23 protein-coding genes are annotated in these 26,899 nt (G+C 50.7%); 19 read left to right on the top strand and 4 right to left on the bottom strand.

Translation table 11 applies throughout. The features are described 5' to 3' along the window. Positions 1 to 90: 90 nt before the first annotated feature. From msub_RS03995 to msub_RS03945, 11 genes are all read left to right on the top strand, one after another. Positions 91 to 1,503: a TIGR03013 family XrtA/PEP-CTERM system glycosyltransferase gene (locus msub_RS03995; RefSeq protein WP_048494813.1), complete on the top strand. Its 1,413-nt coding sequence runs from the start codon at positions 91 to 93 to the stop codon at positions 1,501 to 1,503. 59 nt (positions 1,504 to 1,562) lie between these two features. Further along, positions 1,563 to 2,207 (top strand): XrtA/PEP-CTERM system exopolysaccharide export protein, encoded by a 645-nt coding sequence (locus tag msub_RS03990; protein WP_082146406.1) that lies wholly within the window; start codon positions 1,563 to 1,565, stop codon positions 2,205 to 2,207. A gap of 52 nt (positions 2,208 to 2,259) precedes the next feature. Beyond that, complete coding sequence (locus msub_RS03985) at positions 2,260 to 3,786, top strand: XrtA system polysaccharide chain length determinant (RefSeq protein WP_048494812.1); 1,527 nt, start codon at positions 2,260 to 2,262, stop codon at positions 3,784 to 3,786. Next, on the top strand, positions 3,786 to 4,679 hold the full coding sequence (locus tag msub_RS03980) for a P-loop NTPase family protein (RefSeq protein WP_227506632.1): 894 nt from the start codon (positions 3,786 to 3,788) through the stop codon (positions 4,677 to 4,679). Before msub_RS03985 ends, msub_RS03980 begins: the two co-directional genes overlap by 1 nt. Further along, entirely contained in the window at positions 4,672 to 5,961 is a 1,290-nt protein-coding gene (locus tag msub_RS03975; RefSeq protein ID WP_082146405.1) for an outer membrane beta-barrel protein, read from the top strand. Before msub_RS03980 ends, msub_RS03975 begins: the two co-directional genes overlap by 8 nt. A gap of 38 nt (positions 5,962 to 5,999) precedes the next feature. Beyond that, positions 6,000 to 6,866 carry an XrtA system polysaccharide deacetylase gene (locus msub_RS03970; RefSeq protein ID WP_048494811.1) on the top strand — a complete coding sequence of 289 codons (867 nt, stop codon included), beginning with the start codon at positions 6,000 to 6,002 and terminating at the stop codon, positions 6,864 to 6,866. Positions 6,867 to 6,914: 48 nt separating this feature from the next. Continuing rightward, entirely contained in the window at positions 6,915 to 8,201 is a 1,287-nt protein-coding gene (locus msub_RS03965) for a FemAB family XrtA/PEP-CTERM system-associated protein (protein WP_227506631.1), read from the top strand. Continuing rightward, positions 8,201 to 9,178, top strand: coding sequence for a GNAT family N-acetyltransferase (locus msub_RS03960; protein ID WP_048494809.1), 978 nt, complete (start codon positions 8,201 to 8,203; stop codon positions 9,176 to 9,178). The genes msub_RS03965 and msub_RS03960 overlap by 1 nt, the downstream gene beginning before the upstream one ends. A gap of 22 nt (positions 9,179 to 9,200) precedes the next feature. Further along, complete coding sequence (locus msub_RS03955) at positions 9,201 to 10,304, top strand: glycosyltransferase family 4 protein (RefSeq protein ID WP_048494808.1); 1,104 nt, start codon at positions 9,201 to 9,203, stop codon at positions 10,302 to 10,304. Between the two features lie 18 nt (positions 10,305 to 10,322). Continuing rightward, positions 10,323 to 12,164 (top strand): asparagine synthase-related protein, encoded by a 1,842-nt coding sequence (locus tag msub_RS03950; RefSeq protein ID WP_048494807.1) that lies wholly within the window; start codon positions 10,323 to 10,325, stop codon positions 12,162 to 12,164. Between the two features lie 202 nt (positions 12,165 to 12,366). Next, positions 12,367 to 13,173, top strand: a complete 807-nt coding sequence (locus msub_RS03945) for a polysaccharide deacetylase family protein (RefSeq protein WP_048494806.1) — start codon at positions 12,367 to 12,369, stop codon at positions 13,171 to 13,173. On the opposite strand, the gene msub_RS03940 is transcribed toward msub_RS03945, so the two are convergent. Beyond that, the gene (locus tag msub_RS03940) at positions 13,170 to 14,339 is read right to left on the bottom strand and encodes a carboxylate--amine ligase (RefSeq protein ID WP_048494805.1); all 1,170 of its coding nucleotides are present in this window, start codon (positions 14,337 to 14,339) and stop codon (positions 13,170 to 13,172) included. The genes msub_RS03945 and msub_RS03940 overlap by 4 nt on opposite strands. Positions 14,340 to 14,347: 8 nt before the next feature. Continuing rightward, positions 14,348 to 15,523, bottom strand: coding sequence for a carboxylate--amine ligase (locus tag msub_RS03935; RefSeq protein WP_048494804.1), 1,176 nt, complete (start codon positions 15,521 to 15,523; stop codon positions 14,348 to 14,350). A 200-nt stretch (positions 15,524 to 15,723) separates the two neighbouring features. Between msub_RS03935 and msub_RS03930 the strand changes: the two genes are divergently transcribed. The 3 genes from msub_RS03930 to msub_RS20970 are packed head-to-tail and all read left to right on the top strand — an operon-like array spanning position 15,724 to position 18,485. Then, the gene (locus tag msub_RS03930) at positions 15,724 to 16,263 is read left to right on the top strand and encodes an arsenate-mycothiol transferase ArsC (protein WP_048494803.1); all 540 of its coding nucleotides are present in this window, start codon (positions 15,724 to 15,726) and stop codon (positions 16,261 to 16,263) included. Next, positions 16,256 to 17,512: an O-antigen ligase family protein gene (locus msub_RS03925; protein ID WP_048494802.1), complete on the top strand. Its 1,257-nt coding sequence runs from the start codon at positions 16,256 to 16,258 to the stop codon at positions 17,510 to 17,512. The genes msub_RS03930 and msub_RS03925 overlap by 8 nt, the downstream gene beginning before the upstream one ends. 52 nt (positions 17,513 to 17,564) lie before the next feature. Further along, entirely contained in the window at positions 17,565 to 18,485 is a 921-nt protein-coding gene (locus msub_RS20970) for a glycosyltransferase (RefSeq protein ID WP_082146403.1), read from the top strand. Positions 18,486 to 18,578: 93 nt separating this feature from the next. Here msub_RS20970 and msub_RS03915 read toward each other — a convergent pair whose 3' ends face one another. Beyond that, positions 18,579 to 19,442 (bottom strand): hypothetical protein, encoded by an 864-nt coding sequence (locus msub_RS03915; protein WP_227506630.1) that lies wholly within the window; start codon positions 19,440 to 19,442, stop codon positions 18,579 to 18,581. A gap of 672 nt (positions 19,443 to 20,114) precedes the next feature. Here msub_RS03915 and msub_RS03910 point away from each other — a divergent pair. From msub_RS03910 to msub_RS03885, 5 genes are all read left to right on the top strand, one after another. Further along, on the top strand, positions 20,115 to 20,900 hold the full coding sequence (locus tag msub_RS03910; RefSeq protein WP_156182720.1) for a sulfotransferase family protein: 786 nt from the start codon (positions 20,115 to 20,117) through the stop codon (positions 20,898 to 20,900). Then, positions 20,890 to 22,179, top strand: coding sequence for a polysaccharide pyruvyl transferase family protein (locus msub_RS03905; protein ID WP_048494798.1), 1,290 nt, complete (start codon positions 20,890 to 20,892; stop codon positions 22,177 to 22,179). The genes msub_RS03910 and msub_RS03905 overlap by 11 nt, the downstream gene beginning before the upstream one ends. Before the next feature lie 21 nt (positions 22,180 to 22,200). Next, the gene (locus msub_RS03900; protein WP_082146401.1) at positions 22,201 to 23,670 is read left to right on the top strand and encodes a lipopolysaccharide biosynthesis protein; all 1,470 of its coding nucleotides are present in this window, start codon (positions 22,201 to 22,203) and stop codon (positions 23,668 to 23,670) included. 400 nt (positions 23,671 to 24,070) lie between these two features. Then, a protein-coding gene (locus msub_RS03890) for an IS3 family transposase (RefSeq protein ID WP_227506621.1) occupies positions 24,071 to 25,158 on the top strand; the annotation gives its coding sequence in 2 pieces (ribosomal slippage) (positions 24,071 to 24,323 and positions 24,323 to 25,158; 1,089 coding nt in all). A gap of 9 nt (positions 25,159 to 25,167) precedes the next feature. Then, a complete protein-coding gene (locus msub_RS03885; protein ID WP_156182719.1) occupies positions 25,168 to 25,764 on the top strand; it encodes a polysaccharide pyruvyl transferase family protein in 597 nt (198 codons plus the stop codon). On the opposite strand, the gene msub_RS03880 is transcribed toward msub_RS03885, so the two are convergent. Further along, complete coding sequence (locus msub_RS03880; RefSeq protein ID WP_048494796.1) at positions 25,748 to 26,899, bottom strand: glycosyltransferase; 1,152 nt, start codon at positions 26,897 to 26,899, stop codon at positions 25,748 to 25,750. The two genes, msub_RS03885 and msub_RS03880, sit on opposite strands and share 17 nt — an antisense overlap.

Genomic DNA, 26,899 nt, shown 5'->3' with positions numbered 1-26,899 from the left:
AAATTTACAGTACACTGCTGGTCATATAACGCTGTATGCAAACGCACCGGATGCGTCGTTTTCTTGTTGTGAGCAGCAAAAGGAGTTGGCGTGGCCCACGTCAGATTGTTCAGACACTACATCCATCTTCCCTATGTCCTTCTAGGCCTGATAGATTTCCTGCTGCTGGCGTTTGCCCTTGGCCTGACGGTGTTCTTTCGCTACTTCGGCGATCTTTCCTTCTTCCTTGAAAACCTGAACTTCCTGTTGCCATCAGCGACTGTATTTGCCGCGATGAATCTGCTGGTGATGATAGCGCTGGGTGTTCACCAGTCCCGCCTCGAGGAAGGCATGTCGGGGATGATGCTTCGCACCCTCATGGCCCTGATCGTCAGTATTCCTTTATGCGGCTTCGCCTATCTGCTGGCGCCAGACTGGCTGTGGTATGTCGGTGCCAGCGGCGTATTGTCAACGGCGTCTGTGTTCGGCTTCTTCCTGATGGGCATTGCACGCTCGCTTTTCATTGCCACCGTGGGCAAGGAAGCCTTCAAACGAAAGGTGCTGGTATTGGGCGCCGGCTACCGGGCGCGGCAGATCCACGAAGATCTCAAAACGCCAATGAACCGCAAGGGTTTCACCCTGGTGGGTTTTGTTCCCCTGCCAGACGAGCCGGTGGATATCAGTGAAGAATACCTGCTGAACATACCCACCACACTCCAGCAATACATCATCAAGCACCCGGTCAGCGAAATCGTGGTGGCCGTGGACGACCGCCGCAAAGGGTTGCCCATGGAAGACCTGCTGGAATGCAAGATGGAAGGTGTAAAGATTGTTGATGGCGCCAGTTTCTATGAGCGGGAGTCCAGGAAAGTGGCCCTGGAAATGGTCACTCGCGGCTGGCTGGTATTTTCCGACGGGTTTACCGTTTCCTCGGTGTTCGGCTTTGGCAAGCGCTCCCTGGACCTGCTGGCGGCCGTCGCACTGTTGCTGCCTGGCCTGCCACTGATGCTACTGACCGCCATTGCGATCAAGATTGAAGACGGCCTGAAGGCGCCGGTTTTTTACAGCCAGGAACGGGTGGGTCTTAACGGCAGCGTGTTCAAGGTCCACAAATTTCGCTCGATGATCACGGATGCCGAAAAAAACGGGGCTGTGTGGGCGAGTAGAAATGATACCCGGGTGACCCGGGTCGGGGAATTCATCCGCAAGGTAAGAATCGACGAGCTGCCACAAATATTCAATGTGCTCAACGGCACCATGGCCTTTGTCGGCCCGCGCCCCGAACGGCCGGTATTCGTTGAACAGTTGTCCGAAAGGATTCCATTTTACAGTGAGCGGCATCGAGTCAAACCGGGTTTGACCGGCTGGGCTCAACTGTGTTTCGCGTACGCGGACAATGAGGAGGATACGCGGGAGAAACTCCGCTACGACCTTTACTACATCAAGAATCAAAGTTTGTTGCTGGATTTGTTGATTATAATTCAGACAGTAGAAGTGGTATTGTTCAAGAAAGGATCAAGGTAGTTTCGGGACCTGCTCTCCCCGAGACATGGAATCAGAAACGGAACTAGAGAGGAATGACAATGTCATCGAAGTATTCACTGCAGGGGCTGCTGATGTCCCTCACCGCGGTAGTGTTTGTTGCAGGCTGTGCCGGGCCCGGTGCGTCATCGCCCGAAATGATCCAGAAAGCTCTGGCTGTGGACACAAGAAACAGTGTGGATCAATACATTCTTGGTGCGACGGACGTTGTCCGGGTTTCGGTCTGGCGTAACGACGATCTCAGCATTTCTGTCCCCGTCAGGCCGGATGGAAAGATCTCGGTCCCCCTCGCTGGTGATGTTCAGGCCAGCGGAAAAACTCCTGAAGAACTGGCCTACGATATCGAGCAGAATCTTGAGTCGTACATCCGTGAGCCACAGGTCAGCGTGGTTGTCACAAGCATGGGAAGCCATGAATTCAGTGATCGCGTCCGGGTGACCGGCGCGGTGGCACAACCTACCTCCGTCCCTCACCGTGCCGGCATGACAGTGCTGGATATGGTGCTGACTTCAGGCGGCCTGTCACCCTTTGCTGCTCCCAACAACTCGATGCTGTACCGGGTCGTTGAAGGAAAGGTGGTTGCCATTCCAATCAGACTGGATGACATACTGACCCGTGGCGATATTTCGACCAACTACAGGCTTCGCCCGGGGGACATCCTCACAGTGCCCGAGCGAACTCTCTGATAGACCCTGAAATAAAGAACCGGCTGGCGCATTCAGTCAGGAGGTAAAAAAGATGGCACTTCCGTTAAGTCAGTTGCCTGCAGAGATAGCTCGCGAGATCCGGGCCCGTAAATGGCTTGCGTTATCTGTGTTTGCGTTTGTCAGTTTTGCCGTGCTGGCTGCCGGTTTTTTGTGGCCTTATAAATATCAGTCGCAGGTTATTATCTTTGTAGACGCCCGAAACATCATCGAGCCGCTGATGGAAGGGCGGGCCGTTACGACCGAGATTAGCGAAAAAGCATCAGCCGCCAGAGAGCTGCTCTGGTCCCGCAGCGTTATGGAAACAATTGCCACCGACAAGGATATTTACGGCGAAAATGCTGACGACCTGAGTCCTGAGGCACTGATCGGCAGGATAAGCGGCATCCGCAGTAACATGTCGGTAGTCACGCGAGGCGACAACTACTTCAGCATTGGGTATTCAGCCTCCTCTCCCATGAAAGCTTTCCAGGTTGCCCAGAAACTGGGGCAGGCGTTTATTGCCGAGAACAGCGAGCGTAAAAGGGCGGAGAGCCGTTCTGCTTACGACTTTATTGACAAACAGGTCAAAAGTTACGAGCGACAGATCGCCGGTGTCGAGGAGCGCCTGAAGCAGTTCCTGTCGGAGAATGTTGACGGCACAGAGGAGGGTGCCAACGCCAGGTTAGCCAACCTTCGCAGTCGTCTGGAGCTGGCCCAGCTTGAAAAGGAAGAGCTTGAAACCCGGGCCAACGCCTTTGAAGAGCAAATGGCCAAAATCAGCCCGAGAATCAGGCAAGGGGAAACGTCGGATGGGTACCTGGAGCGCATCAGTGCAATGCAGGCGCAACTGGACAATTTGCGCTTGCGTTACCTCGATACCTACCCGGACATTATCATTCTTCGGGAGCAGATTTCAGAGCTTCAGAAGCAGCGGCAACGGGCTCTCGCAGATCAGACCGAATCACCGGAATCGCTTGGTGGTATCAATATTGCCAACCCGGTCTACCAGGACATTCGGTCCTCACTGGTACAAACCCGGACTGACATTCAAACCGTTGAAACACGGATTCACTCACTGCAACAGCTGATAACCGAACAGACCAAACGCATGGAGCGTATCCAGGCGAACAAGGCGCAGTACTCAGACCTGACGCGAGACCTGGAAGTTAACAAGGAAATTTATAACGATCTCCTCAGACGGAGGGAAAAGGCGCGCGTTTCCATGCATCTGGATATTGAAGGCCAGGGACTGAATTACAAAATCAACGAAACCGCTCAGTACCCCAACAGCCCGAGCGGGCCAAAATTCTCGATGTTTGCACTGGCGGGCCTGTTCGTTGGGTTAGTCGCGCCATTTGGTGCCGTTGCGGCTTTGTTGCAGGTTGACCCCAGGGTGCGTTCCCGTGAGCAGATAGAAGACGTGCTGGAATTGCCGATACTGGAGCAACTGCCGGAAGCACGAACACCATTTGAAAAGCGACGGGACCGCAGGATTACGATGGGTGTTGTATTCATGGCAGTCATTGTTACCAGTGCTTATATCGCAGTCGCTCTGGCCGCAGTGTTTGGAGTGTTTTGATGAGTGATCCCAGGACGGACCGATACAACGAAGTGTCTGAAAAAAAAGGCAAGAACGGTGAGGGCCCTGACTACCAAGCCGGGTCTGGAGATCGTGGCGCCGGGCCGGGCAGCTCGGTCAGCCGAGGCATACCGTACTCCGATTCGGAGGATTCCCGGATGCTTGTGCCCAGCTCCCTGGAGCTCGGGCCTGGAGCCGTAGATCGGTATGTCATCAGCAAACAGATTGTCCGGATGCAGGAGCCGCGCCGGCTCACGCCGGATGATCTGGATGAACGGCGGATCATTTATCCCGAATCCAGTAACAGAAGGCTGGTTAACCATTTCAGGAACCTGCGCACCAAACTGCTGGAAAAGTCTGGCGGTAACAATTTCACCCTCGTGGTCAGTGGCGCACGGTCAGGCGCCGGGGCGTCATTTGTTTCCCTGAACCTGGCAGCGGCGTTTGCGTTCGACCAGGCAAAAACTGCGCTGATCATTGACTGTAATTTGCGGGAGCCTGCGCTGCATTCGACTCTCGATATCATTCCCGAATACGGGTTGACAGATTTCCTGGACGACCCTGATTTTGACATTTCACGGATTCTGTATCCGACCGGTATCCCCAGGTTACGCCTGATTCCGGCAGGAAGCCGGCGTGAAACACCGAGTGAGTTCTTTACCTCCTTCCGCATGAAGCAGTTTCTGCAGGCGGTGAGAAGACGGTACCCAGACCGGTTTATCGTGCTCGACACCGCGCCTATTTCAGAATCACCTGACGCCCGGATACTCACCGAGTTGTGTGACTATGCGATGCTGGTTGTTCCCCATGGAGGCATGACTGTCAGTGCCGTGGAGCAGGCCGCCTTGGCGTTTCACTCGGAAAAATTCGTTGGAGCTGTCATAAATGGCTAGATTATCCGGTCTACGGAAGTGCCCAGAGTTTTTCAGCTTTACGGTTCTCTGTGCTGCTTTCTCGGCGATCAATGTCGCGCAGGCAGAGCCATTGGCCTTGTCAGGAGAGCTGACAAATCGTTTCAGTGACAATACTGAACTCACCTCTTCTGACGAAACCAGTGATGCTGAAACCAGAGTCAATCTGACACTGGCACATCAGACCGATCCCGGCGAATGTGAGGCAAGTACCGCGGCATCCGTTGGTTATGGTGTCTGGTACAACGAGACCTATGACCCTCAGGATTATGCATCGCTGGATTTCTCCGGGGATTGCGCATTGGCAAGAGGCCTTTCCTGGGAGGTCTCGGACTATCTGCGAGACGTAGCCCAAAACGCAAGGGCCAGCGACACACCGGATAACCGCACCCGCAAGAACATCTTCCGTACCGGGCCGGTTTATTCGTTGATGCTTGGCGACCTTGACCAGCTAACCTTTTCTGCAAAATATGGCAACACCGAGTTCAGTGAACCGGAGGACAGGGATAGCGAACGTTACATTGGCTCAGCCAGTTGGAACCATATCTTCAGCCAGACGCTCTCAGGCGGGCTTCAGTTCAGTACCAACCGGGTCGAGCTGGATACCGGCGCAGAAATAGACACCGACGTGGCCAGCGTGCTTTTTTCCAAATCCTGGCGGGCGACAAGGTTTTCGGGAAGTGTGGGTGTCAGCCAGCTCGAGAGCCGTGTCGGAGCTAACAGCCAGTCGAGTGACGGTGTTGTATGGGACTTCTCTCTTGAGCGGGATATAAACGCCGTGACCCAGGCCTTTATCCGGGCCAGCCGGGAGTTGACGGACCAGACGTCGGATTTTGATATCAGGTTCGGAGAGTTCGTCTTCAACCTCCGTGAAACCATTGCGGTAGAGGTTACGGCACTGGATGCGGGTATTTCCAGGCAGTTCAGTGATGCTTCGCGGGTCAGTGTGGGTGTGTTCGCCAACCGTTCCGATTACCTAAGCACGGATGAAGTTGAGGACAAGGTGGGTATTTCAGTCAACTACAACCGCACCATCTCAGCCTTGCTCTCGCTTCAGACCCGGGCTCGATATCAGTACCGTACATTTGATGCGGACGGTCTGAATGACAGCACCTACAGAGCAGACATTGGCCTGCTGTATGAGCTTACCCGGGATCTCGGCCTTAACGGCCGGATTGGTCACACCACCAGAACCAGTGATTTGAGTTCGAACGAATACCAGGAGAACTGGATATCCCTGGGCCTTGCTTATCAGTTCTTCTGATTCGCAGTCGCAACACGACGTTCATTATCCGGAGCACCATGGAAGTGACAAAGAACGCGCTGACCATTGATGTCGAAGACTACTTTCAGGTGGCAGCACTGGCTGAAGCGGTAGACCGCAAAGACTGGCCTTCGATGGAATACCGCGTCGAGGCAAACACCGATAAGCTGCTTGAACTCTTCTCTGAGCGGGATGTGAAGGCAACCTTCTTCACCCTTGGCTGGGTGGCTGAGCGATCCCCGGAACTGATCCGGCGTATCCAGAAAGCCGGGCACGAGATTGCGAGCCACGGATACAGCCATCAACTCGTCTATAATCAGACGCCGGATGTGTTTCGGGATGAAACACGCAAGTCGAAGCAGATACTGGAAGACATCACCGGTGAGCCGATTACCGGCTACCGGGCAGCCAGCTACTCGATTACGGCACAGTCGCGCTGGGCGCTGGATATCCTTTGCGAAGAAGGATTTACCTGGGACTCCTCCATCTTCCCCGTACACCATGACCGCTACGGCATGCCGGGAACACCTCATCAGCCTTATCGCCTGGAAGCGCCCGGCGGCGGAACGTTGATCGAATTCCCGCTGTCCACCTGCCCTTTGGGGAACTACCGGTTACCGATAGCCGGCGGTGGGTACTTCCGCCTGTATCCCTATTGGCTGAGCCGCTGGGGGCTGGGGAAGATTAACAGGGCAGGGCAGCCCTTCATTTTTTACCTCCATCCATGGGAAATCGATACCGGGCAACCCCGCCTAGAGGTCAAGGCGCTGTCGCGATTCCGGCACTATAACAACCTGGACAAGTGTATGGGCAGGCTGGAGCGCTTGCTCGGGGACTTCCGTTTCGGTTCGGTTTCAGATGTACTATCGGAGACAAACATACCCGCTGGTGCTGTTGTCGTCTAAGAGACCTTTAAGGATAGCGCAATGGGAATGGAGATGCCTGAGCCCCGGATGAGTGCATCAAAAGACCGGCTGGATGAGCTTAAATCGGTCAAAGGCCGCCTGAGCCGTCAGGTAGGCGAGGCCCGGAATTCAGGCCTGGGTAAAGACGAACTTATCAGTGAGCTGAAGCAGGTCTCCGATGAGATAAAGCAGCTTCAGAAACGCCTTAAAAAGCAGCTCAATGAAACCCCGGCAGAAAAAAAATGGGCGCCGGGGCCGATAGAAATTCCCCCGGCTATTGCCAGCAAGCCAACCTGCGGTGCAGTAAGCGTTGAAGAATGCAGTGAAAGCCTTCTTCCCGCTGTTGAGGCTTACCTGGCAGGCCATCCGGCAGCCTCCATATGGCACCGCCCGACAGTAACCTCGTTTATTGAGTTTACCTACGGTCACAGTACCCGATATTTCTGCGCACTGGACGCAACCGGCAACGTGGTTGGCGTTCTCCCTGTCGTCCAGCTCAACAGCCGCCTGTTCGGTAACTTCCTTGTCGCCATGCCCTATTTCAACTACGGCGGTGTGCTGGCAGACAACCGTGATATTGCACGGAGCCTGATCGCACAGGCCGATCATTGGCGGCAGGAAACCAACGCCAGGCACCTGGAGCTCCGCTTCTGCCAGGATAATGATCTGGGCCTGCCCCAAAAGACAGACAAAGTAAGCTTCTGGTTGCCATTGCCGGAGAACACCGGTGAGCTCTGGGACAGTTTCCAGCCCAAAGTCCGTGCCCAGATCCGCCGGGGCGAGCGGGAAATGAGCCAATTCCGTATTGGTGGGCTGGAATTACTCGACGAATTCTACCGGGTTTTCTCAGTGAACATGCGTGACCTTGGCACCCCCGTTTATGGCAAGGACTTTTTCGCCAATCTGTTACGGGCCCTGCACGGGCAGGCCTGGCTTGTGGTGGCGAAGATAGATGGGCGAGCAGTCGGCTGCGCCTTTCTGACCGGCTACCGCGGTAGAATGGAAATTCCCTGGGCATCGACGCTGCGGCGGTATAACCACACCGGTATCAACATGAGCATGTACTGGAAAATCCTGGAGTTTGCCGTCCAGCAGGGTTTCGAAGTGTTTGATTTTGGCCGCTGCAGCCATGATGCCGGTACCTACCGCTTCAAGCAGCAATGGGGCGCGCAGGCCCTCAAGCTTTACTGGGACTACCTGCTTCCAGCCGGTGCCGAACTACCGGCGCTGAATCCCCACAACCCGAAATTCAGACTGATGATAGCGGTATGGCGACGATTGCCAGTGAAACTGACGAATCTGCTAGGGCCTCATATCGTAAAGGGGCTTCCTTGATGAGCCTGTTCCAGACGAAGGCCTGGCAAAGCGCATGGTGGGAAACCTGGGGCAACCAGAAAGGCTTCAGGCTGCTCAGAGAGTGGGATGGCCGGGTATCCGGCCTGTACGAGTCCAGATATCGGTTTAAGGGATTGCTGCCGGTGCGCTCACTTCAATTCGTAGGAACCAGTTACCGTGAGTTGAGAACGCCCAGAACCGAATATAACCAGTTTTGCCCGGATAACCTGAGTGGTCAGCCTTTGTTGAGGGACATGGACGAGATGCTCCAGGCGGACCCCTGGACCGAAGCCGTTTTCAATGACCTGCGTACTGGCTCTGAAGAGTTGTCTGCCCTGGTGACCATCGCCGCCACCCATAACTGGGCATTCCGGATTACCGCGTCAGATAATGGCTACGCAGTGTCGACATCGGGAAGCTTCGATAACTACATCGCCTCCCTGGGTGCCAACAGCCGCTTGCGCCTTTTCAATCGCAGGAAAATACTGGAGTCACTTGGGGGCGTTCGGCAGGAAAATCTCTGGCCATCCAATAGCGATGAGTTCTTCCAGCATCTTAACCGGTTTCATGTGGCCAGGTGGCAGAAGAACTGTGTAACGCCAACCAGTCTGGAGTTCCATAAAAAGTTTCTGTCCCGGGTTGAGGCAGAGGGGGGCAAGCCTCTGTTGTCTGCCCTGTATTGTGACGGCAACGTGGTTTCAGTACTCTATAATGTGTGGTTTCGAGGCGTCGTTTACAATATCCAGGCAGGCTTTGATGAAGACTTCCACAGGAAGTTATCCCTTGGCTCTCTGCATCTGGGTTATGCCATTGAGGAGGCGTTCAACGCCCAGGACACCCACAGGCTGGATCTGCTGGCAGGCCAGGGCAAGCATGAAGACTATAAGTCCCGGTTTGCGACGGATCAGTACCAGTTCATTTCCATCATGCTTGTAAAAAGCGTTCTGTTCCGTGCCCTATACTGGATGAGAGGGTGAACCATCTGTTGCAGGGAGTGCGATGACGACCATTCTGCATCTCATAGATACAACGGGGCCCGGTGGCGCGGAAACCGTATTCACCAATCTATTGGAAGAGCTTGAGCAAACGGACTTCCGCAATATCGTAGTACTGCGTGGCGAGGGATGGGTGGCCGACAGGGTGCGCGGCCTTGGCATCACGCCACACATTATCGATTCCAAGGGAAGTTTCAATCTTGCCTATGTCAGTGCCCTGCGCCAGTTGATTGCAAGCGAGAGGGTGGAGCTGATTCACGCACACCTCCTGGGCTCCAACGTGTATGGCGCGCTTTTGGCCCTGGTCTGCCGAAAACCAATGATTGCCACTTTTCATGGCGCCGTCGATGTCGCCTCCAGGGAACGGTTTTTACGGGCGAAGTTTTTCCTGATAGGCCGCGGAGCCTCCGCCATCGTGTGTGTGTCAAAGCGGCTTCAGCAAGAACTGGCGGATCGCAGCCCTTTATCCACCCATAAGCTGAAACTCATCTATAACGGAGTGGACCCCAGGGCGTTCAGAGGAGCCCCGGCGTCGGGGCTCAAAGAAGAACTCGGGCTGCCTCAGGACGTGACCCTTGTGGTCTCCATCGGCAACATCCGCCCGGCCAAAGGGTATGAATACCTGGTTGACGCCGCGATCATCATGGCGGAGAGGGACCCTAAGGTTCACTTTGTGGTAGTGGGGCACCAGAAAGAAGCGCTTTTCAACAAACTTATGGATCAGGTCGCAAAGGCTCCCAGAAAACCCAATATTCATTGGCTGGGATTCCGGGACGATGTCGCCGATATTCTCCGGCAGGCCGATATCTTCCTTTTGCCTTCCGTATCTGAGGGCTTCTCTATCTCCACCGTGGAGGCCATGATGGCCGGGGTGCCGGTAGTTGCGACCCGAAGTGGTGGGCCCGAAGAAATCATCACTGACGGCGTATCGGGCATTTTGGTGCCAGTAAAAGATGCCGGGGCCATCGTCGTGGCCGTTCAGACCATGATGAATGAGTCCAGGCGAAAAAGTGTGATAGGTGAGGCGAGACGAAGTGCTATAGAGCGCTTCTCTTTGCAATCCATGTTGACGAGGTACAAGGAAATCTATCGCCAATTGGTGAAATAGAAAAGGGATGGATAAAGGATGTCCAGGTTCTTGGTATATATCAGTAAGGGCAAGGAAGCGGGCCCTGATGTCGCATCGGCGTCAGTGCAAGCGGTATTGCAAGAGTCGACGCCTCGTGTGGGAGATATAAAGACGCTTTCCCATGGTGACATTCATGTTGCCTACTCAGGCAAGGTAAGCGTTCATCGGGATGAATCTCTGGGCCTGCTATTTATTTTGTGCGGTTATTTTCGCCGTGCGGGCGCTTTGTCGGCCTATTCCGGTGACGCAAAGGACTTTCGAACGCTATTCGCTCAGCCTGGCGATCCGTTGAAAGAAGACTTTGAAGGCTGCTTTTCCCTCGTTGTATGTCAACTGAACGGGTCTAATGTCCGGTTGATGACCGATAGATTCGGGATGAGGCCGGTATATTACAGCTCCGACGAACGACAACTGGCTGTTTCTTCAGAAGCGTACCTCCTGTTGCCCTGGATAAAGTCGCTCTCGGTTTCACCAGCAGCCTTAACGGACAGTTTCTGGCTCGGATTCTGTCGTGCGCCTGAAAGCATGATTTCAGGCATTGAAAAAGTACACGATAACGGTGTGGTTGAAATCGACAGGGGAGGTAACACTGCACACATCAATAAGCCTTACCCTCTCGTGATTGAGCCTGACGAAACTCTTGAATTGGCCGGCGTCGTCAGCCGCATCGAGAATGCGCTTGAGCGCGAGTTTGCCGGTCTTGGCAAGACCGTGCGCAGCGCTGCCGTGTTACTGAGTGGTGGCGTTGATTCATCAATAATGGCCGCCTACGCCAAGAAACATTTTGTTGACTGTGTGGCGTTTTCCTGTGAAATCGAAGGCTTCGATAATCCTGAGTTGGAACGGGCCGTATACGTCGCGGAAAAGCTGGGTTTGAGGCACGAAATCGTCACACTGAAGCTGGAGGACCTGGGCGCTGTTTTTGCGGATGTCGTTTCAATGCTCGAGGGGCCCTCAAGGCATATCAACAATATCGTCGTCCGCAGGATTTTTCAGGAAATCAAAGGCTACGATGCCATCATAGCCGGTGACGGTGCAGACGCTTTATTTGGCACCAAGAGCAACAGATCGGTTGTAAAGATCCACAAGAAACTGGTTTGGGCCAGCCGGGTTCCAGGCCTTTTCAAACCCCTTATCTCAATGATTCTGGGCAAAGTCAGCCCTCGAAAACGTGACCACCTGAAAAGGATCCTGGCGAACGATCTCGAATCGCTGCTGAGTGGCCTGTTCACTATCGACTACGAAGAGCAGCAAGTCTCTGTCGTCAGAAAGCTGGGGGTATCACCATTTTCCGGGATACCGTTGAGTGCTTATGAATCCGCAAATATCGTTGGGATGAGCCTTGAAGCCAATACCGCCCTTTTTCTGAGGTGTATGCTGGAGCGCAACGGTAAATTAGCCAGTGACTCAAATATCCCTGTTTACTATCCTTTCCTTTCACAGGGTATGGTTGAGATCGCGAGAAAACTCCCGTTCAAACTTCGTTTTGATGAAGCTGGCGATGCGAAGCCAGCTTTGAGAGAGATTTTCAGGCGGCTGGTCGATTCATCCGCTGTTGAGTGGCCCAAAATCGGCTTCGTGACACCGGAAACAAGCTGGCTTACAAGCCAGTTGAAACCCCGCCTGGACAGGGTGCTATCGAACACAGGCGGGATCAATAAAGTACTGGGTTTGACGCTGGAGCCTGCCGACATTCCCATCGTTCAGTCCTCAGCTCGCCTGATGTGGTGGTTGATGACACTGGATGCAGGTTTGCTCGAGATGGACGCGAAGTTTTCCCGGTGGAAAAGTGAATCAAGGTGCACCACTTTGAGTTGCGACCGACTCTCATGGGAGTAAACCATTGAAGGAACAGGTTCTGAAATGGGCAAATATACTGGGCGAAACCGGTCTGTACCGGCTTTTGTGCCCCGGCAGCGTGCCTGTCTTTATGCTTCATCGCGTAACAGAAGGGGATGACGGGGTTCCGGGAGGACTTACTGCGGAGCAATTACGCAGTTACCTTCATTACCTTTCAGAAAGACGGTACAAGATTCTTTCAATGGATGAGCTTTGGCAATCTCTTGATGAGGGCAGGGAAATACCATCCAGATCGGTTCTATTCACGATCGATGACGGCTTTTATGATCATCATGACGTGGCGGCAAAGGTGTTTGACGAATTCGGTTTCCCGCTGAACTTCTTTGTCATCACGGGCCTGCTTGACCAGCAGCTATGGCCCTGGGATGACCAGGTTGCTTTCGCCCTCAAACACTCCCAGGTACGGCGTGCGGACATTGACTTGCCATCCGGGGCTATCTTTTCGGTTAACCTGGAAGCGCAATCGCTTGGGAAAACTGCCAGGGAGCTGCGTGAGGCCCTGAAAGCCGGGCCTCAGGGAGAGCTTTACCAATGGTTGCGTGACGAGTTTTTCGGGAAACTGGGTGTTGAGTTTCCGTCCTCGATTCCGCCGGACTATCGCCCGATGTCCTGGGCGGATGCGAGATCACTGCGTGAGAGGGGGCATGGTGTTTATCCGCACACACGGTCCCACAGGATTCTCTCGACATTAAGCCCAACAGAAAAACGCGAGGAAATCCGTGGCTCTCTTGAGCGGGCAGGTGAGGAACTGGGGTATGCGCCACAAGTTTTTGCCTACCCGACAGGCCGGCCTGCAGATTACGATGATCAGGACATGGAAGAACTCAGGCAGGCCGGGTTCAGTATGGCCTTCAATACGGTTCCAGCCTACGTAAGGCGGGGGCTGGACCCTTATCAGTTACCACGCTTTTCCTTGCCGGAGAATACAGCGGATTTCCTCCAGATTGTTAACCGCTTCGAGGCAGTGAAAGAGAAGCTCCGGGGCTAATGGGTGTCACCACGTAATTTGCGCCCAACCCGGGTAGCAATATCCCTGATAGACATGCAGGAGTATCTGATCGCCGGGTGCGGGTCTTTCCAGTAAAACAGGGCTGCCACCCGCCGGTAACGAAGCAACATCAGGTAGCGCAACAATACCGCAAACACGTTCTCCCGGTCTTCAAGCCGGGCAACGAGATCTCCGAAGAAATTCCAGTAAAGGCGGTTATTTTTCTGCGGTGCAAACTCCACCTTATTGCCGTAGGCGACTTGCGTGCAGGCAAGAATATTGTTGATTCCACACCGCGTATCAAACCAGTTGCACATTCCCAGCCGCGGATTGGTCTCAATATAGAAATAATCCCCCGAGTTCTGGTCTTTCTTGAATTCGATCATCGCCGGCCCGGAGTAATTGAGGGCCTTGCCAATCTTTGCGCATTCATCGCGCAGTACCTGATTCTCCCGGCTAATTGCCAGGGATGTTACGCCATAATGCGAAGGCATGGTTCCCAGGCGGTTGAACACGAAGCACGCGCTCAGCTCTTTGTTGAGGCCAAAGGTAACGTTGCATACCCACAGATTATCGTCGTCACCCTCTATCACTTCCTGGGCAATAAAACGATCAAGCTTGCCACGGAAGCGCTCCCGGAACTCCTCCAGTTCGGCCCGGGTGTTAACAATGACATTCTTTGCCCCCAGTACCGCATACTCCCGAAAGGTTCGGGGTTTGATAATAATCGGGAAAGCGTCCGGAACATCGGTGGCCAACTCGTAGTAAGTTTTGGGTAGGGTGATCCCGCCTTCCTCCATGGACTGGCATTCCAGTTTCTTGTCATTGAGGATTTCCGTCGTTTCCGATGTCGGAACAATCAGGTGGTGATGGGAATAACCCTCGGTCTTCAGTTTGCCCAGCAGTTCCGCCGCCAGGTCTGAACAGGCCAGCAGGACACCCGGCCCGTCTTCATTACGGTACAGATGGTCAAGGATGGGCCGAATGTCCTCCACCCCCGGGGTTGCCGGTAACAGGAATCGGTACTGGCTGTATCGGCTGTAGGCGCTGAGATCGGTCTGGCTTGTCAGAAGCGTGTAGGTACGCAGGCCTGCGTGCGCGGCGGAGCGCACGGCACCAAGCCCGTTAAGGCCGTTGGCAAGAATGATGACATACGGTTTATTCATAGAATGCGTCAGCTTTTGAGTGCGCGTAAGTACTGTTTCAGCTCAAACCAGAAAGGGCGGAGGTCTTGCCAGCGGTTAACCTCGTGACGGGTTCGCCAGCCTGGTTTGAAAAACCGCAAGATCTCAACCAGCTTTTTGCCGATGCTGTATGTGTCTGATGAGGATTTCAACACCAGGTAAAGCCGGTCCACGTCGCCGAGCAGCCATCGTACCCGTCGGTGTTGCCACGGTACCTCCGGCACAGTCTGCCCTGTGCTGGCCAGGTACAGCCACCAGGGAAAGTCGACCCCGGAATCAATGGCTAACTGCAATGAGCCCCAGAACCTGGGATTTATTTCCATCAGGTACGCCGTGCCATCTGCAGAGACGCGAAATTCCACCATGGCGACGCCATGCCAGGCGACCGAACGAAGCAGTTTTTCTGCATGCATTCGGAGCTGATCGTCCACGGGCGCCGATTCGCAAAGGACGCTGACGCCCCCGCCAGGTGGTTTCTCACGAAGCCTGCGATGGGCGAAAAAACACACAGGTTCGCCGTGGTCGAAAAGCGCAAAAATGCCCTGGCCGGAGCCTTCTACAAACGATTGTATAGTGAACGGAAACTGAAAGAAAAAGTGGCTGTTCAAGGCATCGACGGCTTCCTTGCGGGAGTTCGCAATGACAACCTGCGTTGCAAGAATGGCATCCGGCTCAAGAATTTTGGATTTAAAGGGCTTCAACACCACGGGAAACCGGTCGATCGATTCGAGAGCCTTGAGGCCATCTTCAGCATGATCACAGAAGATCGTCTCCGGCACCGGCACGCCCTGGTCAAGCGCAAGCTGAAACAGACGGTTTTTGTTGGCCAGCCGCTCTACCGACTCCGTTTCAGCAAAGGGCAGAGTAACGTGCTGAGGCAGTTCGTTACGGTAGGCGAGAACAACGTAGGCGGTAGCCTCCGTAATGGGAAGCAGAAACGTGATATTCAGTTCACGGATGTGTTTCAGAAGGTCTTCAAAAAATTGCCTGGGCGAGGTAAACGGATCTGTGTAGGTTGTGGTTTGGCAGCAAAAGCGGGATAGACCCGCCATGCAAGGTGAACAGGACTCACCAACGGCCACCCACAAACCTTTTCCACCCAGCGAACGAACCGCAGCGAGTGCCGCCCTCTGATTTCCATCCAGCACCAGAACTCTGGGTTCCATGGGTAATAACGTCCTGTGTTTTTACCAAGTGTTCAACTGTTGGCCAATTATCCTGCATAATGACTGTGAATTCTATCACCGCCATGCCTGTGTGCAGGAAAAGGCCTGATGGGGTCACAGTGAGAACCATAGTTGTGGCATGATGAAGGCATAAAGGGAAGTCAGTTAGCGTTCGGTTCGAACTACAGGGAGATTGTGCGTTGGGCCAGTGGGTTTACGAGCGGTTTGGCTCGAAAAAGGGATTTGTCCGTTTTTTCTATCATCGGGCGCTGGCATTGTCAGGCGCCTACCGTAAGTATTCCTGCGACACAGGTTCCATTGCCTCCCGGCGTACCGTTTTCATCTGCAGTGGCAACATCTGCCGGAGCCCTCTGGCGGAAGTTTATGCCCGCAGCCTCGGTATGGAGGCTGCCTCCTGCGGCCTGAATTGCGGCGATGCCTATCCTGCAGATCCCCGGGCCCGTGAATTCGCCCTGGGGCAGGGCTTAAGCCTGGAAAATCATAAAACAATAAATGTCCGGGATTTTGAGTTCAGGGATTCGGATCTCATTGTTGTTATGGAACCCTCCCACCTTTATCAGTTCGAGAAGAAAGTAGGGAAGGGGTACTCCATGGTTCTGGCTGGCAGCTACTGCCGAAACCCCATCTCGTATATCCACGATCCCTTCAATTGCTGCCCGGTGTTTTTCACACGGTGTGAGTCCAAAGTAATGGAATGTGTCCGGGGGCTCTATGCGTAAAAAGGTAAGAGAAATCGCCGACGAGGATTTTTATTCCCTCAAGATCGGTAGGATGTGGCAATATTTCAAAGGTGAAAGCTTTGCCTTCTGGATGATCTGCGTTTATCTGTTTTTCGAGTATGTGCGTCCTCAATCAATCTATCCGGCCATAGATTTTCTCCCCTGGACGCAGTTGGCGTTAATCGGAGCGTTTTTCGGGTGCTTCGCAGACAGAACGGTTCGATGGGTTTCTTCGCCGGTAAATGTTTTACTGATTATTTTTCTGATCGTAATTCTTTTGTCCAGTGTGTTTTCTTATTTCCCATCGGTGTCTTATGGAAAGCTGGATAATTATTATTTGTGGGTGATAATTTACTTCCTAATTATAAATATCATAAATACAAGAAAGAGATTTTTTATATTTTTGTGCATCTTTTTTCTGGCCTCCTTCAAACTTTCGTTATCACTTGCGATCACATGGGCAAAGCGAGGTTTTGGTTTTACTGACTGGGGGTTGATGGGGCCGGAGGGCTTTTTCCAGAATTCCGGCGAGCTAGCGATCCAGATGCTTGTATTTTGGCCGATCGCCTGGGTTTTTGCGCATTCGCTTAAACCCTATGTAAGCAAAATATGGTATCGCCTGTTGATGCTGATGCCCATTACAGCAGTTATGGTTATTCTTGGCTCCAGTTCCCGCGGGGGACAGATTGCTCTAGCCGTACAGCTTGTTTTTATGAATTATAAGGTAGTATTTAAACCAAAAGTTCTTGTTTCCTTGCTCGTTTCGATATTTTTGATCTGGACATTCCTGCCGGATGCCCAGAAAGAGCGCTTCGACTCTATGGGGGAGGATAGAACTTCGCGCCAAAGAATTATTTATCTGGAAAATGGACTTGAAATGATTAAGGATAACCCGATCCTCGGTGTGGGATATTTTAATTTCGCTCCATACTTTGCTCGGTATTACCCGGAAGATTTGTTAGTTGACCGAGTGGAATTGCCGCATAATATTTTTATTCAGGTAGGGACAGATGCAGGATTAATTGGACTTTTTATATTCATTAGTATGTTAATATTGGCCGTAATTAAGGCCCGTGATATAGATAAAGGAGCTATTTATTTTATAAAAAATATCGGTTTGGGGTTGAATATTTCACTTCTCGGATTTACCGTTGCGGGGCAGTTTGTGACTGTAGCTTATTATCCATTTTTATGGATCCATCTTTCTTTATTGGTTGCACTGACTAATATTGTTAAAAAGTCAGATTGAAGCGGTATGGATGTAAATTATCTTCGGATTTTTTTTGATTTTTGGGAGATTTATGGATTTGTCGATAATAGTTCCAGCGTTTAATGAAGAGGACTATATAGCTTCCTGCTGCTCTTCCATATCAATGGCGCTTAATGGAAAAGGTTTAATTTACGAGGTTATTATAATAAATAATGGGTCAACAGACAATACCGCTACCGTAGCTTCATCTTTTTCTCAGGTCAGAGTAATTAATATTTCCCGTACCTCCGTAGCCCAGGCACGGAATATTGGAGTAGAGTATGCTAAGGGAGAAGTGCTCGCTTTCATTGATGCTGATGTTGTATTGGAGGGTGACTGGGGTTCACGTATTTCAATTTTATGCAAATCCAAAGTCGCGCCTTTTGTAACTGGTTTCCAGTACGGTATAAGAGAAGACTCATCTTGGATAGAGCGATGTTGGTTTGATAATATGAAAAGCACTCATATAAACGGGGGGAATTTGATTGCTTCGCGTGATGCATTTGATAAGTTATGTGGATTTAATCCTAAATTGAAAACAGGAGAGGATGTAGACTTTTGTAATAGAGCAAAAATTGACCCGGAGATAAAGTATCAGCCAGATTCTAAATTGAAGTCTATACACTTAGGTTATCCGACGGACATAAGAAGCTTTATGAATAGAGAGTGTTGGCATGGAGAGGGAGACTTTATGAGCCTTAATGCTTTCTTAAATTCAAGGATCGCGTTAATGGCAATCGCTTATGGTCTCGCCCATCTTATACTCTTAGGTTTTTTAGTAAGTGGGAAATACATCGTTTTTTTAGTGCTTATTTTTTTATTTTTAGGGCTTAATCTGATTATTAGTGAGATGCGCTTTAGGGGGGCTAGGAAAAATCTTATTTTGCAAAATTCCATATTGAATTATGTTTATTTCATTGCAAGATTTATTTCATTATTTAGAGCGATTAAAGGCAGGGCAAAAAATTATTAGATACCTTAGTGGCTTGCCTGCTGGATTAGCGTGGACAGCCAAAACATCATCGTGTTGGGGCAGAGTCCACGCTATTGAAGATGCGAATTTCAGCTATCGTAGGGTAAGTGTGGGTGGGTTCGGCCTTTCGCTGATGAAAACATTATCGATTGGTGATTCAGTATAAACGGCGAACTCATCAAGCAACCATTCAGTATCTTGATCATAAGGGTCATTTGCCCATCCCATAATGTAGCCTTGAGATAAACCTTGCTGACTACTGCTGTCATCCCAAGTATCAGCAGTTAGCTTTTCATGTATCTTGGTGAATGAATCTGCGCCTTCCCATCGGCGGAATAACTGGATTATCCCATCATTGGCGCTTGGGCCTGAGGATGCCTTGACGTGGGCGGCAACCTGCATCCAGCGCCCCCTGTCGTCAGGAACTGATATGAAGGCGGCTGAACCAATCTCCCCGCCTGTTACACCGCCATCCTGATATACGAGATTGGCACCGCCATTCCCGTTCGGACGCGTTTGCCAAGTGACGGTACCTGGACGATCGTAGGTTGATGGCCACAGTGCTAAGAATTTACTGTTTAGCGACCCTTGTGTGAAATTAAAAGGAACTCTGATCCAGTAAGTCACCCAGACGTCTCTGTAGTGTTTGCCCAGATTGAATCGCTGTTCGGCCATGGGCTGCCCAGCCGGGTATCGAAATCGTAAGCTGTGTTCACCATCCTTGGGATTCCAATTTTGGTCACTGCCAATCGGGTTTTCTATCGTCTTGTTGTTATAGACGGCAGCATCAGCGGTGACAACGGATGTTCGATTGTTTGCACCCCAGTCGAAGCCATCTTCGTTTGTTGCCGACATGTCCCCGGATTCAAATGAATCCACTATCAGTGGCTGGCCAAGGGCAGCACTGGCGAAGAGAGTGGCGACAGCGAGTGTGGTGAAGGGTCTGAAAAATGCCATGTCGATCATGCTCCCAAGCTGGTTCGAGGGACCATTATATGCGATTTGACAAAATATTGCGTTTTGTCGGGTTGCAATTCGGTTACTGCTTGTGACTGGTCGAGAGGTGGTTCACTAATTTCGTGTGCGGAACGTCGCCCGATCGACCTTACATCACAAAGCATTGAATCGGGGGGGCTCAAAGGTCCCTAGATTGACGCCTCCCATACCCGTATGATTTGGGCCTTCGTTGGCCAGCTTTTTCGAGCTGCGGAAGAATGCTCCCGCAGATGCCTTGATCCACCAGTTGCCAGGGTCAAGAGCTTGCCGGTCCGCTTGGTTCTTTGAAATTGAGGTTACATCTTCTGATAATGAAATTACGATCAACATTTTGACAAACAGTGTTGATTTCTATTGCTGAACGGGCTTAGGTCACCTAGTATGTGGTTTAACAATCGTTAGGGTTTATCGATAGATTAGGCTGCATGAAGTCAAACAAAGGAGGTTTGATGAGATCTTTTCTAATAGTCTCCGCTTTCCACCTCTCCAGTAATGTGTTTAATTTATCGTTGTGCCGGCGAATACAACTTTTCCGAAGTTAATTATGGATTGACTTTTAGGAATAGAGTATTGGGTTGTAATATCACTATACCAATAAAGCCTTTGAAATAGATATACTGGTAGAGGTAATAGGTGTTTAAAAATCGGAGAAGTTCAAGCCTTAAGAATTTTCTTTGCCGAAAAGAACCGAAAATCGTTCTGGCAGGAATGCATAAATCCGGTACAACTGCTGTGGCTAAGATTCTAGGTGCGACGATAAATCGAGATGTTAGTAGTGATCCTCTTCATCAGATAAATCTAATTGATGTTAATGCTCGAATTAGATTGGAAAAAAGAGAGATTTCATTTCACCAGTTGGTTAAGTCCCACCCCCAGTTTTTTCGTTCTATTGTTATAAAAGATCCTCATTTTCCGATGATGCTTACAGACCTTCGCAGTGTGTTTCCAAATATGAAGATTGTTTCCATCATTCGAGATCCCCGGGATACCATTCGATCAATACTTAACAGGCTTAATTTACCGGGTGATCCATCTAAGGTAACGTTAGACCAACTCGATTTACCGTTCGGTTGGAAGTCGCTATTAAAAGGTGAATACCCGGATATCGCCGGTGACGACTATATTGAAGTTCTCGCCAACAGATGGGCTATGATTGCCGAAATAATATCTAATAATCAAGATACTTCGGTTTTGATTAGATATGAAGAGTTTAATCGGAACAAGAAGGAAGTGATTGATGAGCTGGCAATTAAATTAGGATATGAAAAGTTGCGGTCTGCTAAAAGTATTCAAGATGTCCAGTTTCAACCTAAAGGTAATTCAAAGGTCACATGGGTAGATTTTTATGCAGTTAGACAGTTAGATAAAATAAATTCCATTTGTGCATCTATGATGGAAGAATTTGGTTATGAAAAATAACATCAAGATCGTAGTTATAAATCAGGTTTCGTTGAATCTTGGTGATGCCGCTATCCTACAGGGCATGATGAATGTTCTAGAAGAGAAATATGGTGCGTCTTGTTCGATAATGGTTTTCGATACTGCCGCAGAAGCCGCGAAGCGCCACCGCCCGTGGGCGGAATTTGCATCCTCTATTTTTAATGGTCCATCTGATAGTTCAATAAAAAAAGTACTTAAAAAAGTAGGTTATGGGCATTGGTTCAATAGGGGGCGTTATTTTATCTGTAGGTTTTCATTAACACTCTTAAAGTTAGGATTTCCCCAGAGCCTTGTTAGAGTTGTTATAGGAAGAAGCTTGTTTGAAAGACTTAAAAGGTACAATAACGCTGATATAATCGTTAGCGCTGGTGGTACTTATTTAGTCGAAAATTACAATCTGGAACCTAGGATTTTTGAATTTAAGCTGGCCCTGGCTGCGGAGGTCCCCATTGTATTGTTTACTCAGAGTTTGGGGCCATTTACCAACCCTAAGAACGTTCTTGAGTTTCGTAAGATTTTTGAAAGGGTTGATTTATTACTTCTAAGGGATCAGCGTTCACTGGAGAACACGCGAGAAATAGGGTGCAAAGCGGGAAATGTGCATGTTGTCCCAGACGCTGCGTTTGCCCTTGCCTCCGGTGCCAGGGCGAAGTTTTCCAGCGATGGACAGACTATACGAAAGGTAGCCATATCGGTTAGGTCTCTTGAATTTTTTAACGAAGAAAAAAAGGAGTTGTATCGGCACTCAATTTCTTGTTTGGCTAGTGAGTTAATAAAAACTATGTCCTGTGAAGTGGTATTTATTTCAACGTGCCAGGGCATAGAATCATACTGGACGGACGACTCAAGAGAAGCGAAAATCATAGCGGATATGGTATCGCCTGATCTCAGAGAAAGTATTAAGATCGATTCCCGTAACCGTCAGCCCCATCAATTTATTGAAGACATTTCCGAATTCGACTTGGTAATTGCCACGCGAATGCATGCTGCCATTCTCGCTCTAGTGGCGGGTGTTGTGACAATTGGGGTTGCTTATGAATTCAAGCTGGTTGAACTCTTCGAGGGGCTGGAGATGGAAAATCAATATACTGATGTCGATTCCCTTTCCGGTGAAAAGCTTATCTCATTGGTTAAAACGGCCATTGATGACTACGAAGTTGTGAGAAAAATAATAGAGAAGAAAGTTGCCCATTTGAGAACAGCGGCCTTTGAGGTTGTGAATTTGTTGCCGGATATTTCAGAGAGCGATCACAGATGAAGGTAATTAGGATACTCATCCGTGAGTGAATACAAAAACAGAGTAGTAAATGCTGTCGCGATAAGTGGTGGTAGTCGGGTGGTCATTCAGCTGGTTTCTCTTGGCTACACCATAACTCTCGCCCGTTTGCTTACCCCTGACGATTTTGGCCTTATCACTATGGTCGCGGTGTTCACGGGGTTTGCCGGTTTATTAGCAGATGTCGGCTTGGGCTCAGCCCTGATTCAAAAAAAGGATGTGACAGAGCTGGATTACTCCACAGTATTCTGGACTAACCTCGGGCTTGGGCTTTTCTTCACTGGACTCATTTTCATCAGTTCCGACTGGATTGCAGCCTTTTACCAGCGGGAGGAATTGTCATTAATTGCAAAAATCCTCTCGCTTCAGTTCGTCCTGGACGCAATTCGCCTGGTTCCTGGAAACCGGCTCGCAAGAGAGCTGCATTTTGGCTATGTCGCTATTGCAAATCTTCTGGGGATGCTTTGCGCCGGGGCTCTGGCCGTTTATATGGCCGTGGTTGGTTATGGATTTTGGGCCTTGGCATGGCAAGCCGTCGCTAGCAGTGTGGTGACAACTCTAGTTATTTGTTTGTCCTGCCGTTGGATACCTCGGCTGGCGTTTAGTTTCAGCGCTCTCAAAGGTTTGGTGAATTTCAGCATGTATGTCTTTGGTACACAGATGATCCAGTACGGGGCACGCACGGTCGATAAACTTTTGGCTGGTCGCTATCTGGGGAGTGACGCCGTTGGGATTTTGGGCAGAGCCCAAACTCTTTTACTGCTACCTCTGAAAAACATATCGCACGTGGTCGGGAATGTGATGTTCCCGGCCCTCAGCATGGTGCAAGACGACGTTGCAAGGGTGAGGAGAGTCTACTTGAGGAGCACTCAGGCAATTGCTCTTGCAACCTTTCCAATGATGTTAGGCATGATGGCTGTGGCAGATAACTTTGTCGTAGGCGTTTTAGGTGAGCAGTGGGCTGCGATGATCCCGATCATTCGGATCCTTTCTATTGCAGGTATCGCATCGTCGATCGTAACCATTACGGGCTCTGTCTATCTTTCCCAGGGTGCGTCGAAGCTTCAGTTCCGGGTTAATCTCGTGACCAGACCAATTGCAATTCTTGGTGTGGTTATTGGTTTGCCCTGGGGGCTTGTCGGGATTGCGACAGGATCGCTGGTAGCTGTTCTCATAAATACTCAGATTACTCTGTCCCGCGCCGGATCTTTGATCGGACTGCGGTTGCTGGATTTTTTCAGAGCCTTGTTGCCGACATTAATTGCAGCAAGTTTGATGGCGGTACCCGTGTTTTTGATTGGCTTTTATTTAGATTTAGAGAAACCGTTAGTTGAATTGTTGATTCAGGTCCTCGCTGGTGTGGTTTTGTACATCGGTTTGGCAATAGGCATGAAACTCCCTGCGTTGACGGATCTCCACGGGTTGGTCAAATCGCGTATTAAAAGGAAAGCTGGTTCTGAGAAATCGTCATGAATTCTGATGTGATACAGCCATCGATTATTTCTATGTAGAGGAAAACAGGGCAGGGTAAACAATGGACGTTTTTAAATCTTATGCCAGAGCTGGACTACGTGCGGTCAGAGTTGAGAGCCGATCTAATCTTTTTTGGTGGGAGGGGCCGCCTCTGAATTTTGGCGATTGGATAGGCCCGTATTTGTTTAAAAGCCTTTCTGGTATCGAGCCAGTTCATCGCAAGCCTTCCAATAAATCACTCAGCACGGTATTCATCACTGTGGGATCGTGCGTCCGTTGGTTCTGTGAAGACAGTATTGTTTGGGGCTCAGGGATCATTGAGCAGGATGGGTAATCCCCCCGAAAAACAGCGGTGATCAAAAGTAGAATTTTCCGTAAGCTACACGCAGGGAGATTCTGCATGAAGAAGTCACGTTTTTCCGACAGCCAGATCCTGTCGATACTCAAGCAAGCCGAGAACGGCGTACCGGTTCCGGAGCTTTGCCGTGAGCACGGCATGAGCAGTGCCAGCTTTTATAAATGGCGCGCCAAGTTTGGCGGCATGGATGCATCGATGATGGCCCGCCTGAAAGAGCTGGAGGATGAAAACCGCCGGCTCAAGAAGATGTATGCCGAGGAGCGGCTGAAGGCTGACATTCTCAAGGAAGCCATCGAAAAAAAGTGGTGAAGCCGTCTCGTCGCCGTGAGATGGCGCAGAAAGCCGTTGATGAAAAGCGTGTCAGCATTCGTCTGGCCTGCTGGATGTTCAGCATCAGTGAGACCTGCTACCGCTATCATCCCAAACTGAGCAGCGAGAACGCTGAGATCGCGGACTGGCTGGTGCGGCTGACCCACAATCAGCGGAACTGGGGCTTTGGTCTGTGCTTCCTGCATCTGCGCAATGTGAAAGGCTTTACCTGGAACCACAAACGGGTCTATCGGATTTACCGGGAGCTGGAACTGAATCTGCGCATCAAGCCCAAGAAGCGTCTGGTTCGTGAAAAGCCGGAACCGTTGGCTGTGCCGGAAATGATCAACGACAGTTGGTCGATGGACTTCATGCACGACCAGCTCAACGACGGACGCAGTTACCGGCTGTTGAATGTGATCGATGACTTTAACCGCGAGGGGCTTGGCATCGAAGTGGACTTCTCGCTTCCGGCAGAACGGGTTATCCGATCACTGGAGCAGATCATTGAATGGCGGGGTAAACCGCGCTCTATCCGTTGTGACAACGGGCCTGAGTACATCAGCGGCAAGCTGTCAGCCTGGGCCGAAAAACGAGAGATCAAGCTGGCGTTTATTCAGCCTGGCAAACCCCAGCAGAATGCTTATATCGAACGCTACAACCGAACGGTCCGTTACGATTGGCTGGCACAGTATCTGTTCGACAGCACCGAAGAAGTCCAGGATTATGCCACCCGCTGGCTCTGGCACTACAATCACGAACGCCCCAATATGGGACTCGGAGGAATTACTCCTCAACAAAAATTGGCCATGATGGCCTGAGGTCTACTTTTGAACCCCGTTAAAAATGGGGGGATTACCGATGAGGTTTTCTGGCGCCCCAGAAAAACCTGCGCAGTTCGGGGGCTTTTCACCCGCCAGAGAATGCTGGAGTTGGGGTATGACTGCCCGGAAATATATGGTGATCCTGCTGTTCTCTTACCCGATTTTTATAATCCGGAGGTGCCAAAGCAGTACAAATTTGGGGTGGTTCCGCATTATTGTAATTTCGATGAGGCTAAAGCCAGTTTTGAGGGTTGCGAGCGGGTCAATGTCATCGATGTACGGACCAGGGATGTGGAATCCATAGTTCGGGATCTCAAGAAATGCGAAATGATACTTTCAAGCTCGCTTCACGGTCTCATATTGGGAAATGCCTATTCGATACCAAGTGCACAGGTAGAATTCACGTCGAAGCTTGGCGGCGATGGTGTTAAATTTCGCGACTACTTTTCCGCATATAATATTAAACCGCCAAAGCCACTAGCTATTCAGGGGGCGGTCGAAGACGATGCCCTGGAAAACTTTATCAACTCATACCCTCAACCTGACACAGCCCTTTTAAAGCCGGGTCTTTACGCATCATGCCCTTTCAAAGCGAAGAGGTAGATTTCTCTATGCTCTGCCAAACAAGCGTGTTCAAAAATTGGTTCTTGAGTGAAGCGCTGAGGTTGCTGATAGCATACTGACGTGCATTGTCCGGGATCGCGGGATCACAAGCGCCAGACAATGCTGCGATCATTTTGTGGGACAGGAGTTCATAATCGAACTCCGGGTAAAGCAAACCACTCCTGCCATCTTCGATGATATCGACGATCCCGCCGTGCTGGGTCGCGATGACGATATTTTTGAGAGCCATGGCTTCCATAATGGCAACAGGCGTACCTTCTTTATCGCCATTTTTAGCCGTTACAGAATTCATGACGAATGCCGTAGATTGTCCAAGGATTCCGAGCACTTCGTCATGCCCCTTCCAGCCGAGTAATGTGACATTTTCTTGTAGGTCCAGTTCCAGGATCGTTTTCTCGCAGTGGGATCTTAGTTCACCATCACCGATAATCGTCAATTGGGCCTCAGGGATTTTTGATACTACAGCGGCAAAGGCCCGGATTAATCCGACGGGATCCTTTTTCGGTGTCAGCCGGCCTACAAAGGTTACAGTATTGGGCTGCTTGGAGAGAGTTTCCGAGTTATTGACAATTGAAGGGTTAAAACCGCAAGAGCTGTGAATGATCTTTTCTGCGAATCCTACTTCTCGTTCCAGTTTCCCTTTCATGTCTTTCGATACGGCGATGATACCTTCCGCAACCTGGAACATCTCGTAGTAGTCACGGCGGTATTTCTTCAAGAGGTCGTTGCGATATGCGTCATAACCATGAAAGTGGACTAGCAGTGGAGTATTGAGCCGCCGGCATACCTCCATGACTCCCACGCCACTCATACCATACTCAGCAAAACAGCAATGGATATTCCGTTTCTTGAAGAACTTTCCCAGTGCGGCGTTATCCTGCTGGCGTATAGTTGTTCTGTGGAGGAGCCGTAAAAGCTTCCGGATTGCACGTGGAATGAAACGGAGCGACTGGAAATCCTTGCCTTCCTCCAGGATCTTGCGCTGGCCCGGGTTGCCCACCAGCGTGGTCACGTTGAACTCGTTTCTTAAGCTATCGATATGAGAGTGAATAAAGGTCTCGGACTTGGATATACTGCGACCGTCCGCATTCAATACAACAACAACGTTATACAT

It is taken from the genome of Marinobacter subterrani, assembly GCF_001045555.1.
In the GTDB taxonomy this organism is placed as follows: Bacteria; Pseudomonadota; Gammaproteobacteria; order Pseudomonadales; family Oleiphilaceae; genus Marinobacter; species Marinobacter subterrani.
This window is presented reverse-complemented; position numbering and strand designations above follow the sequence as displayed.